Below are 12390 nucleotides of genomic sequence, written 5' to 3'. Positions count from 1 at the left end.
GCATGACAATCACGCTCGTCGTCATGCAGATCATGGAGGAGCTTCGGCACGCTCTGCTCAGGCGCGAGCAGCCGCATAAGCCCTTGAAGAAGCGGCGCAATCCGCCAGTTCCTCATCTGCGTACCGGCCAAGATCCGCGAACTGCAGACCCGCATTGTCTTCGGCCTGCCGCCGATGCCGGAAGCCTGGCAGCGCCGTTTTGAAATCCTGATGGAATAGCCCCTGACGGAGCGTCCCCGACTCGTTGTCAACTCGGGGGTAAGGGGGTGTTGTACCCGCTGCGCGGATTTATGGTGACCAGATGAGATCGATTCTCAATTGAGCCTCGGAGATCGGAGCTCCGAGGCCGGATGAAATATCAAGGTTAAATATGAGGTTGTAGGTGCCGCGGATTTTGAGTTCATCGAACGGATAGCCCGACCAGCCGGCAAAGGCGCCGGCTTCCTCGCCTGAATAGTGGCGGGGAATGTATAGAGGAATCTCGCGTAGCGCTTCCGGCGTGACGGCGCTGAGGTTTTCATACGCGCCGCGCGGAACCAGAACGCCCCAGGGAGCGCTCTCGGGGAGCGGGTGGCTTTCAAAATCTGCGCGATCCGCGCCGGCAGAGAAGACTGCAAAGTCGGCCTCGCCGTTCCGGAGCTGCTGAGCCGCCACGTCCGCGGTGACGCTTCTGAAGTGGCTCCGAACGACGGGGTAGGCTGCCTGCAGACGCGCAACCGCGCGGGCAATGGCGGAAAAGGCTGAGAATTCGCCCGCGGTGATGGTGATGTCGCCTGCGATCTCCTCGGCGTGCATCGCCTCGCGCTTCGCTTCCTCTGCGAGCGCAAGGATGCTCACCGCGCGGCGATAGAAGAGGCTTCCCTTTTCGGTCAGTACAATGCGGCGCGTCGTGCGCTCAAGGAGCACCTGGCCGAGCTCCTCCTCAAGATCCGTGACCTGTCTTGAAAGCGTGGGCTGCGTGACGAAAAGCTTCTGCGCCGCCGCGGTGTAGCTTTTCTGCCGGACAAGTAAAAGGCGATCGTGAGAGATGGCATTGAAGCGATGCGGGAGCGCTTAGAAAGAGAGGTCAGGGCGGTGCGGAAGGAGTCATTTGTTCCGGGAGAAAAGCGCTTTTCAATCCGTGTACAGTCCGACCAAAAAAATGACGCCGGCTGAAAGAAAAAAGCTCTGTCGACCGAAACCGGACAGAGCCTTTCTCAGCTTCCAATGAAGCTCAGGCCGCTCTCGATGGAGCGGGGAGATGCTTATTCGCCCCGCGCCTCAACGCCCCCGAAGGCGGCTTCGAGCACATGGGTGCCGAAGGTCGGGAACTTTTCGCGCACGGCTGCCGTGAATTGAAGCGCCGTATCGGCATTCTTCGTCATGGCGATGAGGGTCGAGCCCGAGCCGCTGATGAAGAAGCACGCGGCTCCCGACTTGAGCGCGAGCTCGCGCACCGCCTCGTAGTCGGGAATGAGCTTTCTGCGGCAGGGTTCATGAAGCCGGTCCTCGCAGGCGATGCGGATGAGGGACTCATCGCCGGAAGCGAGCGCCGACACGAGCGCCACGCAGTGCGAGGTCGTGAAGACGCTGTCCTTCATCGAAATGTCCTTCGGCATGGCTTTCCGCGCCTCAGACGTCTTCACCTCGTAGTCGGGGACCACGACGGCAAACTTCCAGTCCGGGTGAATCGCGAGGGGGACCGTATGAAAGCGCCCGTCGGCCGCAAAGGACGCCGTGAGGCCTCCCAATACGCAGGGGGCCGCGTTGTCGGGGTGGCCCTCGAACTCCGCGCAGATTTCGAAAAGCTCATCCTTCGAGAAGCGCCCGCCGAGAAACGCGTTTGCAGCCGCTGCCCCGGCAGCGATGCAGGTGCTCGAGCTCCCGAGCCCGCGGGCCACGGGGACGTTCGCATTGATCGTGAGCCTCACGGTCGGGGCGGTTTCGCCGGCGGCCTTATAGACCGCGCGGAAGCCCTGCAGCACAAGATTGTCTTCGTTCTGAAATTCCTCGGGGCACCCCTCAACGATGAGTTCGCCCGAGGTCTCGAACTTGAAGACCGAATAGAGCGAAAGGGCGAGCCCGAGGCAGTCGAAGCCCGGGCCGAGGTTCGAGGTGGACGCGGGCGCGCGTACGGTGACGAACATGGAAATTCAACTCCCAGAAAACGTGAACGATCAGAAGATGCGCTTGGCGGCATTGACGACGTATTGCGGGATGTCGGCAATTTCCGTGCAGTCGTCCCAACGCACGGGCTTCGTGCGGAGTCCCGCAAGGGCCTTCGGGAGCTCGACTCCCGTGTTGTCGCAAAGGGCGTCCATGTAGGCAAAGGCGTCCGCCCCGGGGATTTCGCCCCAGATGGCTTCATAGACGTCGCGGCAGAACTTGTAAGGACTTGCGGTCGAGAGCACCACCATCGGAACCTTCGGGTCGAAGTGGCTTTCCGCCGCCCGCCAGGCAACCGCCGTATGCGGGTCGATCAAGCGTCCTTCATCTTCCCACGCGCGGCGGATCGCGTCCTTCGTTTCGTCGTCGTTCGAGAAGCTCGCGAGGAATGTTTCCTGAAGCTTCGCGAGAAGTTCCGCATCCACGCGGTAGACGCCTTCGGTCTGAAGGGCCTTCATGCGCTCGAGCGTCCTCGCGGCATTCCCGCCGTCGATCCAGTAGAGCGCGCGCTCGAGGTTGCTCGACACAAGAATGTCCATCGAGGGAGAAATTGTCTTCACGAGGTCGCGCCGGCGATCGTAGACCCCCGTCGTCAGGAAGGCCGTGAGGACGTTGTTGGCGTTGCTCGCAACGACGAGGTGCCTCACGGGGAGCCCCATGCGCTTTGCGCAGTAGCCGGCGAGCACGTCGCCGAAGTTGCCGGTCGGCACGGTGAAGTCGATGGGGTCGCCTGCTCTGAGGACGCCCTGTTCCATGAGCTGCTTATACGCATCGAAGTAGTAGACGATCTGGGGAACAAGGCGCCCGACGTTGATCGAATTGGCGCTCGAGAGCGAAACGCCGAGCGCCGCGAGCTCCGCCACTGCATCGGAAGAGAAGAGCTTTTTGACGGCGGTCTGCGCGTCGTCGAAATTTCCGTTAACGGCGCAGACGGCAACATTTTTTCCTTCCTGGGTCGACATCTGAAGTTCCTGAATGGCCGAGACCCCGCCTTCGGGATAGAAGACCGAGATGCCGATTCCGGGAACGTCCTTGAAGCCCGCGAGCGCGGCTTTCCCGGTATCGCCCGAGGTGGCCGTTGCGATCATGATCTTCTTTCCCGTGCCGGCCAGGGCCTTGCTCATGAGCTGCGGAAGCATCGAGAGCGCAACGTCCTTGAAGGCGGACGTGGGGCCGTGGTAGAGCTCAAGGAGGTGCATTTCTCCGAGCTTCGTCACGGGCGTCACTTCAGGAGCTGTGAACGTATGCCCGTAGGCGGCATGGATGGCGCTTTCGAGCTCTTCCTCCGTGTAGTCGTCAAGAAGAAGCGAAAAAACGCGCTTCGCGGTATCCATGTAGGAGCCCCTGAGCGAAGCCGGATCGATCTGCGCGCGGTCGAGGTCGTCCGTCACGAAGAGGCCGCCGTCGCGGGCAAGTCCCTGAAGCACGGCCTCCCGGCTCGACATGACTTCATTCTTGTTGCGGGTGCTGTGGTAAAGCATGAGTGCGGTCTCCGGGGAATGGATGAATGTGAAAACAGTCCCCTAAATATAGTTGTCCGGGAACGCTTCGTCGGGAACGACCGCAAAGTCGCGAAAACTTTTTCGCTTCATCCCCGTTTGCTCAGTTCGACTAAGCGGTTGTCCCGACGGACATCAGATAAATTTAAGAGTCCTTCTCCTGTAGGATGAAGGGTAGTTCCTTCGGAAACACTGCGCCTTAGGGGCGGCGGAGGAATCAGCCCGAAGAGCGCGCAGACCTCCTGCGCGCTCCGGGACAATCATCAATCAGACATCTTGAGGGAGTCAGGCTCATGCTGAAAATCGGCCTTCTCGGCTACGGCACCGTCGGGAGAAGCCTCGCGAAGCTTCTTGCCGAGCGCGACGCCGGAATTGAGCTCGTGCACATTCTGCGCCGCCCGGGGAAAGCGGGCGGTCCCCTCATGACAGACCGCATTGAGGACATCCTCGACGATCCGGCGATCGACGTCGTAGTGGACGTGCTTTCGGGGACGGAGCCTTCGGGCGAATACATGCGCCGGGCAATGGAGGCGGGAAAGGGCGTCGTCACGGCCAACAAGGCCGCGCTCGCACTCCACTATGAGGAACTCACCGCGCTCGCCCGCGAAAGAAACGTTCCCTTCCTTTTCGAAGCCTCCGTCGGGGGCGGCATTCCCTGGATCGAGAATCTGAAGAAAGCCGTGCGCGTCGACCGGATCGAGCGCATGTCGGGGATTCTCAACGGGACTGGAAACTACATCATCGACCGCATGGAGCGCTTCGGGATGGAGTTTGATCAGGCGCTCGCCGAAGCCCAGGCAAAGGGCTACGCCGAAGCTGATCCGACCGCCGACATCGGCGGATACGACGTCGCCAACAAGGCGATCATTTCGGCGAGCGTTGCGATGGGGGCCCCCGTTCATGCCGCGTTCCCCGTTCTCGGGATCGGCAGGATTTCAAAGGCTTTTCTCGACGACCTGAGGCGCTCGGGGAAGACGCTCCGTCACATGATGCTCTTCAGGAGAAACGCGAAGCACTATGCCTTGGGCGTCGTGCCCGTGGTTCTGCCTTTGGGCTCCATCGAAGCCAACGTGCGCGACAACTTCAACTGCGCGACGCTCGCGGGCGACATCGTGGGCGAACTCAAATTTTACGGACAGGGCGCAGGCGGCAGGCCCACTGCGGATGCCGTGCTCCAGGACCTCACCTCCATCCGAACACGGATGGTCGAAGAGGTCAGCGAGTCCCTTCCCATCAGCTACGACGCTTCGCTCCTAAGAGGCAGAGGCGTCACGCCCGAAGGGGTTTTCCGCGACATGACGCTCGCGGAGCTTGCGGACCTCGCCCGGGAAAAGAACGTCTTCCTGGCGTTTGAACCCGAGGACTGAGACCCTGAATCCCCCGGCACCAGCCACACCATTTCTGAACAATAACCACTCCCCAAGAGAGAGGAGCGACCAACATGCTCAAAATTACGAAATTCGGCGGCAGCAGCTGCGCCTCGGCAGAACAGTTCCGCAAGGTAAAGGCCATCATTGAGGCGGATCCCTCGCGCCGCTTCGTCGTCATATCGGCGGCGGGCAGAAAGAATCCTAAGGACAACAAGATCACCGATCTTCTCTACCTCTGCCGCGCGCACGTCGACTATCACGTCGACTACCGCCCGATCTTCGAGATCATCCGTGGCAGGTTCCTTGAGATCAAGCATGAGCTCGGGCTCAATACCCCGATCGAGGACGAACTCGACGCCTGCGCCGAAAAGGTGCCCGATCTTTCGGTGGACGAACTTGTCTCCCGCGGCGAATACTTCACCTCGAAGCTCATGGCCGACTTCCTCGGCTTCCCCTTCGTCGACGCGGTCGACGTCGTGGCGATGGAATTCGACGGCACCTTTAATATCGACAAGACCACCGAAAACCTCAAGAAGGTTCTCGAAAAGAACGACCGCTTCGTGATGCCGGGCTTCTACGGCCGCACGCCCGACGGCGCCGTGAAGGTGATGAGCCGCGGCGGCTCCGATATTTCGGGCTCGATCCTCGCGCGCTGCCTCAGGGCCGATCTCTACGAAAACTGGACCGACGTCTCGGGCTTCCTCATGGCGGATCCCCGCATCGTTAAGGATCCGAAGAACATCGAGCGAATTACGTACGCGGAACTGCGCGAGCTCTCCTACATGGGCGCGAGCGTTCTGCACGAAGACGCGATCTTCCCGATCCGTGAATACAACATCCCGATTCACGTTCTCAACACCAACCGTCCGCAGGATCCGGGCACGCTCGTTCTCGACAAGATCGACGACGAGGTGGACGGCCCCCTCATCACCGGCATTGCCGGCAAGAAAGGCTTCCTTTCGATCGAAGTCGTGAAGCGCAACATGTCAAACATGGTGGGCATCGTCTCGGGCGCTCTCGACGTTCTCAGAAAGTACGAAGTCTCGATCGAGCACCTGCCCTCGGGCATCGACAGCTTCAACATCGTGCTCGCGAAGAAGGACGTTGAGCACAACCTCTACGAAATCCTCGCCGACATCAAGGAGCGCATTGCTCCGGATTCGATCCGCGTGACCGAGCCCCTTGCGCTCATCGCCATCGTGGGCCGCAACATGAACGCCCGCGCGGGTTCCTCGGGCAAGCTCTTCACGGCGCTCGGCAACGCCGGCGTCAACATCCGCATGATCTCCCAGGGCTCGAGCGAAATCGACATCATCGTGGGCGTCGCGAATGCGGACTTCGACAAGGCCGTGCGCGCGCTCTACCAGAGCTTTGCGCGCTGAAAGAGAAACGCACTTCAACCAGTCATTTTCAAGAATCGGAGACAAATCATGAAGGCTCTTAAGGTCGGCATTCTCGGCGCCACGGGCGCTGTCGGCGAACAGATGCGCATCGTTCTCGCCGAGCGCAAATTCCCCATTGCGGAGCTCCGCCTTTTCGGCAGCGCCCGCTCTGCCGGGACCGAAGTCGAATTCGACGGAAAGATGGTGAAGGTTGAGGAGGCGACTCCGGAAGCCTTCGAAGGCCTCGACCTCCTTCTCGGCGCCGCCGACAACGACGTCGCGAAGAAGTTCCTTCCCGATGCCGCAAAGAAGGGCATCGTCGTCGTCGACAACTCGAGCGCCTTCCGCCTTGATCCGGAAGTGCCCCTCGTGATTCCGGAAGTGAACCCCGAGGACGTGAAGTGGTCGAAGGGCCTCATTGCGAACCCGAACTGCGCCACGATCATTGCGCTCACGGCCGTCGCGGCGCTTCACAGGAAGGCGCGTCTGCGCCGCATGGTGGCCTCGACCTACCAGGCGGTCTCGGGCGCGGGCAGGGGCGGCATGGAGGATCTCGAGGAGGAGGTGAAGACGGGCCGCCCGGTGCTGCGCACCTTCCCCTATCCGATTGCCTACAACCTCATTCCGCAGATCGGCGGCTTCAACGACCTCGGCTACACCTCCGAAGAGATGAAGCTTCAGAACGAAGGCAGGAAGATGCTCCACGACGACACGTTCCTCGTCTCCTGCACCTGCGTGCGCGTGCCGATCATGCGCTCCCACTCTGAAGCCCTCACGCTCGAATTCGAGAAGGAAATTTCGCCCGAGGAGGCCCGCGAAATCCTCCAGAACGCTCCGGGCGTGAAGCTCTGGGATGATCCGGCCGAGAAGCACTATCCGATGCCGATGCTGACGAGCGATCAGGATCTCGTCTACGTGGGTCGCATCCGCCGCGACCTTGCGGCGACGAAGGACGCCTACAACCGTTCACTCTCGCTCTTCTGCTGCGCCGACCAGATCCGCAAGGGCGCCGCCACGAACGCCATTCAGATTGCTGAGATCGTGTTCGGCATCAACGCCTGAGCGATGCGCTTCAAGCTCTGACTGCAGAGTCCGTCCGCCTGAGAGAAGCTTATCCGCGTGCCGCGCGAAGATTTCTCTCAGGCGTTTTTTGTTTTTTTGGGGCTTGAGGCGCCGCTTCAGAGAGCGAAAGACGTCGCGGCGGGCTTCTCATTCGCCCGGGTCGTCGGTCCTTTACCTGGAGTGCCTCTTAAACCGCACGCCAATCTTCCTGTCGAGCCAGGCAAGTTCTGCATTGGCATCCTCCCATTCCTGACGGAAGGCCGGGGCCTTGAGGGAAACGTGGAGCATGTCGCGCCAGGTTGTCGGACGCTTCTGAGGAAATCGACGGCTCGATGGAGGTGTGTCGGGATTCCCGGCAATGCGCTCAGGCTCCCGGGCAGGCGTTTCCTTGATTCCAATGGTTTGAACAACTTTCGGCATTCTGCATCTCTCTTGAACACCCGGCGCGACGGTCTCTCTGCCGAAGGATTCCGTTTGTTGCATTTGAGCGATCAGCCGCTTCAGAAGAGCCTCAGGACTTTCTGATCCCGCTCCGGCGCGGCGCCGAGCAGCCGCCCCGAAGCGCCTCCCTCAGTGTTTTCAGCCTTCCGGGCATCGCGGCCTGAAAACACGATTTCCCTCCGCTCTACTAAAATGCGCTTTTCCTGATCATTTCCCCGGTCTCCCTTCTCGGGCGGCCAGACTCTAGAGAATGCCCGATATAAAGTCCGTGCCTCAGGAGGAAGCCGATATTCGTCTCCCGGAAGGCATCGAAAAGATAGAACGCTTTGCCGTAGAAGTTCCGCAGCTGACGCTCCCCTCGGGCACAGCCGGAAAAGCGCAGCTCCCGGAAGGACTTTTTCCGATGAGCGTCGGGTGCGCGCTCGCCTTTTCGAGCGAACGCACGGACGGCACGCTTCTCTTTTATGGACTCACAGACCGCGGTCCAACGCTTCCCGCGCCTTCCGTGCGGGACGACGCTGGAAACGTGCGCCCGGGACGCTACTTTCTCTCGCCCATGTTCCAGCCGCGCATCGTGCGCATTGAGGTGACGCCGGGAAAGGCCCGGTCGCTCCTCCCCGTTGCGCTCGCGAATGCTGAAGCGAAGCCTTTCTCGGGACTCCCCGCGCGGGATGATGGTGCAGGGAAGCCCTTCGCCATTCTGTCGCTTGCAAACGAAGAGCTCTCCGGAGGCCTGAGGCCTATTGATCCGGAAGGCCTCGCGATTGATCCGGATGTTGCCTTCTGGGTGGTCGACCGCTACGGGCCCGCGCTCAGGCAGTTTTCCCGCCAGGGGGTGGAGCGCGAGGTGCTTTTTCCCGGAGCCGGGCTCCCCGGCTTTCTCTCCGGACGCCCGGGGTCCCTGAGGTCGCTCGCGCGCCTCGCGGACGGCCGGCTCGTCACTTTCGACCGCAACGCCTTCGGACTCACGCGCTTTCTGACCGTGATTGCCGTGGATCCGAAGACCCAAACGTCCGCCGCCTACCTCTGGCCCGTTGAGCACGGCGTCTGGAAGCGCGGCACGCGTCCCTTCATCGGCGACGCGGCGGCGCTCGGAGACGGGCGCTTCCTCGTGATCGAGCAGGGGACGGCCAGGGACGGCTCGCGCCTCATCCAGCTCGTCCTTGCGGATCTCTCGGGCGCGACGGATGTTTCGGGGATGCCCCCGGAGGAATTGCAGCGCGCGAAGAGAACGCGTCCCGGTGTCGTGAAGCGCCGCACGGTTCTCAATCTCGCAGACATCGGGTGGACAGCGAAGCTTGCCAAGGGCCTCGCGCTTCTTCCCGACGAGAAAACGCTCGCCATTCTTTCCGACAATCGCTACGGCGCGGAAATTAGGGTGGAGAATCCGGATGCGCCGCTTTCCGAGCCCGAAGACTACGTGCTCGAGAAGGACGGGGAGCTCACGCTTGCGGGAACCCGCCCGAACGCGAAATTCATCGTGAGCCGCCGCTCGCCCCAGGAAAGCCGTACGGATCTCTTTCTCGTTACGTTCGGGCAGCCCGTGTCAGAGTTTTAATCTGACGATTGGGAACGGACGGAAAATACGCCTATTCTCCCATCCCGCACGGCACTGAGACAAGCCGGAGCAGGGGAATCCGGGGAAAAGGCTTCATTTTTCCTGTGCGCGCTTCTAAGATTCTTCCCGCATTTTCGGAATTGCTTTTATTTCCCCAGGCGCGCTATGGAATCCGTTCTCATCAAGGTTGCCGCATTTCTCGTCATCATCTTCGGCGGCTATGCATTAAAGCGCATCGGCTTCTTCCGGGCCGACGACTTCCGGCTGATTTCGACCGTGGTCCTCAAGATCACGCTGCCCTGCGCCGTCATTTCGAATTTCGGCCGCATCGAAGTGGAGGCGGCGCTTTATTCGCTCGTCCTCCTCGGCGTGATCCTCAACCTCGTCACGATCGGCGCGGGCTTTCTCGCGAGCCGCCGAAACGGCCCCGACGAGCAGGCCTTCAGCATGATCAACTATTCGGGGTACAACATCGGCTGCTTTACGCTCCCCTACATTCAGACCTTCCTCGGGCCTGTGGGCGTGGTGGCGACCTGCCTCTTCGATGCCGGGAACTCCCTCATGTGCACGGGCGCAACCTATTCGATGGCGGCGGCCGTCAAGGGAAAGGACGAAGGGGACGGCGTCATGCTTTTCCTGAAGCGCATGTTCTCCTCGATCGCGATGGACACCTACATCCTGATGGTGGTGCTCTCCGTCATCGGCTTCGCGATGCCCAAAGCCGTTCTTACCTTCACCGACATCGTGGGCGCGGCCAATCCCTTCCTTGCGATGCTCATGATCGGGGTGGGGTTCGAGCTTCAGCTCGAGAGGAGGACCCTCGTCACGATCGGGCGCGTGCTTCTGAGCCGCTACCTCATTGCGGCGGTGCTCGCCTGGCTTCTCTACACCTTTGCGCCCTTTGACGCCGAGGTGAGAAAGGTCCTTGCCGTCATCGCCTTTGCGCCGCTCTCCGCCGTCTGCGCGATCTTCACGGCGCAGTGCTTCGACGACCCTGCGCGCGTGGCGCTCTCCTGCACCATCAATTCGCTCTCGATCGTCTGCTCGATCGTCTTCATGACGGCGCTGATGCTCGCGCTCTGAACGAAATATCATCCCGTTCCGCCGGGTAGCAAACCTTCACGGAGCCCGTTTTGAGGAGCGGGCTCCCGGCGCTTGTCCGCAATTCCTTTGCCGGAAATTCCCGGGCGGCCTAAAAACGCTCGCAGGGCGCCAAATCCCAATACAATCTGCGCGGCCGTTTTTTTCTTTTTTTGAGAAGCTTCCCCCGGGGTTCTAGAAACGCTTCCGGGCAATGCCCGCACCTATATTTATGGAAGGTGCGTCCGACTTTTCATTCCATCCTTATTCAACTATGCCGGAACCCACTCAGACTGCTAATGCGCTCGCGAATCAACCGCTTGAAGCCGAAGACTTCGGGACTTCAGGGGTTGCTTCCGCCGCCGACGCCATTGCCGATACCTCGCACTGGTTCGTGGATTTTTTTGACCGTCTTTTTGCCAACCTCACCTGGGAAAACGTCTTCGCCCAGATCTGCGTCGTCGTTCTCGCGTTCGTTCTCGGCAATATCCTCTCGAAGCGCTTCCGCATTCTCGCTGAACGCTGGCGTCCGGGTCCGGAGCAAAAGGGGATCGTCGTCAATCTGAAGCACCTCGGCATCGGGCTCCTCGAAAACGTTGCCTTCGGCTTTATCGCGGGCTCGGTGATCGCGCTCTCGGCCTACATCATGGTGGCCGTTGCGGACTATCCGCCCAATTCGCTCGTCGTCTGCCGGATCTTCTACAACCTCTTCTATGCGTACTCGCTCCTTTCGATCGTGACCTGCTTCCTGCAGGCAACGATCGGAAAGCACATCATCACGCCGAGCCTGAGAAAGTCCGTTTCGACGATTTTCTGGTGCCTTGCGGTGCTGCAGTTCTTCGGCGTTCTGGGCGAGCTCGTCAATATTCTCGACGCGACCAAGATCCCGATCGGTAAGGGCGACATGACGCTCTGGAAGCTCCTGATCGCGGCCTTCTCGGTGCTCCTCACGCTCGGCGTCGCCAACTGGCTCTCCTCCATCGTCGCGCAGTTCATTGACGGCGCGGAGAGCCTGTCGGCCAACCAGAAGGTGGTTCTCACCCGCGTCTTCAGCGTGCTCCTCATGGTGCTCGCGGTCATCATCGGTCTCGGCACCGTCGGCATCGACCTCACGATCCTCTCGGTCTTCGGCGGCGCTCTCGGCGTGGGCCTGGGCTTCGGTCTCCAGAAAATTGCCTCCAACTACATCTCCGGGTTCATCATTCTTCTTGACAAGTCGATCAAGATCGGCGACCTCGTGCAGGTGGGCGCCTTCCGCGGCAAGGTGACGGAAATCAATACGCGCTTCACCGTGGTGAGGAGCGCCGACGGCATTGAAAACATCGTCCCGAACGAAACGTTCGTGACGACCGCGGTGCAGAACCTCTCCTATACGGACGGCGCCGTCATCCAGTACGTCGACATTTCCGTCGCCTACGGCGCCAATGTCGAAAGAGCGCTGCAGATCATGCTCGAGGAAGCCTCGAAGGAGCGCCCCCGCATTGTGAAGGGCAGAAAAGGCTGGGCTTATGTCGACAGCTACGCCGATTCCGGAATTAATCTGAAGCTCGGCTTCTGGCTTGCGGATCCGGTAAACGGATCGTCCTCCATTAAGACGGAAATCGGGCTTGCGGTTTACCGGCGCTTTCAGGAAGAAAATATCGAGATTCCTTATAACCGTCTCGAAATTGTTCTTCGCGATGCGCTTGTTCCGATCCGGGTGGAGGAAATGGCCGGAAAGAAATCTCCGGCCAGCGCGGATCAGAAATATTAACCCTAGGTTCTCGGGTTGATTTTGGGGCTACGCGAATCTGAAATTTGAAAAACTACCGCCAAAGCCGCTAAGCCAAAGGGAAAATTGCTACCAGGGCGAC

General features: G+C 60.5%; 10 protein-coding genes. 6 read left to right on the top strand and 4 right to left on the bottom strand.

Annotated features, from left to right (window positions below; genetic code table 11):
- Positions 1-288: 288 nt before the first annotated feature.
- The 3 genes from GBM95_RS09210 to thrC all read right to left on the bottom strand — a co-directional run bounded on the left by GBM95_RS09210 (position 289) and on the right by thrC (position 3626).
- Positions 289-1029 (bottom strand): LysR family transcriptional regulator, encoded by a 741-nt coding sequence (locus tag GBM95_RS09210; protein ID WP_226963253.1) that lies wholly within the window; start codon positions 1027-1029, stop codon positions 289-291.
- A gap of 215 nt (positions 1030-1244) precedes the next feature.
- On the bottom strand, positions 1245-2126 hold the full coding sequence (gene thrB / locus GBM95_RS09205; protein ID WP_152158834.1) for a homoserine kinase: 882 nt from the start codon (positions 2124-2126) through the stop codon (positions 1245-1247).
- Between the two features lie 30 nt (positions 2127-2156).
- Entirely contained in the window at positions 2157-3626 is a 1470-nt protein-coding gene (thrC, locus tag GBM95_RS09200; protein ID WP_152158833.1) for a threonine synthase, read from the bottom strand.
- Positions 3627-3937: 311 nt separating this feature from the next.
- Here thrC and GBM95_RS09195 point away from each other — a divergent pair, with 311 nt between their 5' ends.
- From GBM95_RS09195 to GBM95_RS09185, 3 genes are all read left to right on the top strand, one after another.
- The gene (locus GBM95_RS09195; RefSeq protein ID WP_152158832.1) at positions 3938-5011 is read left to right on the top strand and encodes a homoserine dehydrogenase; all 1074 of its coding nucleotides are present in this window, start codon (positions 3938-3940) and stop codon (positions 5009-5011) included.
- A 74-nt stretch (positions 5012-5085) separates the two neighbouring features.
- Positions 5086-6396, top strand: a complete 1311-nt coding sequence (locus GBM95_RS09190; RefSeq protein ID WP_152158831.1) for an aspartate kinase — start codon at positions 5086-5088, stop codon at positions 6394-6396.
- Positions 6397-6444: 48 nt separating this feature from the next.
- Entirely contained in the window at positions 6445-7458 is a 1014-nt protein-coding gene (locus tag GBM95_RS09185) for an aspartate-semialdehyde dehydrogenase (RefSeq protein WP_152158830.1), read from the top strand.
- 171 nt (positions 7459-7629) lie between these two features.
- Here the strand turns inward: GBM95_RS09185 and GBM95_RS09180 are convergent, their stop codons facing one another.
- A complete protein-coding gene (locus GBM95_RS09180; RefSeq protein WP_152158829.1) occupies positions 7630-7878 on the bottom strand; it encodes a hypothetical protein in 249 nt (82 codons plus the stop codon).
- Positions 7879-8149: 271 nt separating this feature from the next.
- Between GBM95_RS09180 and GBM95_RS09175 the strand changes: the two genes are divergently transcribed.
- The 3 genes from GBM95_RS09175 (at position 8150) to GBM95_RS09165 (ending at position 12290) form a co-directional block, all read left to right on the top strand.
- Positions 8150-9457, top strand: a complete 1308-nt coding sequence (locus tag GBM95_RS09175; protein WP_152158828.1) for an esterase-like activity of phytase family protein — start codon at positions 8150-8152, stop codon at positions 9455-9457.
- 165 nt (positions 9458-9622) lie between these two features.
- A complete protein-coding gene (locus GBM95_RS09170) occupies positions 9623-10540 on the top strand; it encodes an AEC family transporter (RefSeq protein ID WP_152158827.1) in 918 nt (305 codons plus the stop codon).
- A 271-nt stretch (positions 10541-10811) separates the two neighbouring features.
- On the top strand, positions 10812-12290 hold the full coding sequence (locus GBM95_RS09165; protein WP_152158826.1) for a mechanosensitive ion channel family protein: 1479 nt from the start codon (positions 10812-10814) through the stop codon (positions 12288-12290).
- The last annotated feature ends 100 nt before the right edge of the window (positions 12291-12390 follow it).

This window comes from Sutterella seckii (genome assembly GCF_009183815.1).
GTDB lineage: Bacteria > Pseudomonadota > Gammaproteobacteria > Burkholderiales > Burkholderiaceae_F > Sutterella > Sutterella seckii.
This window is presented reverse-complemented; position numbering and strand designations above follow the sequence as displayed.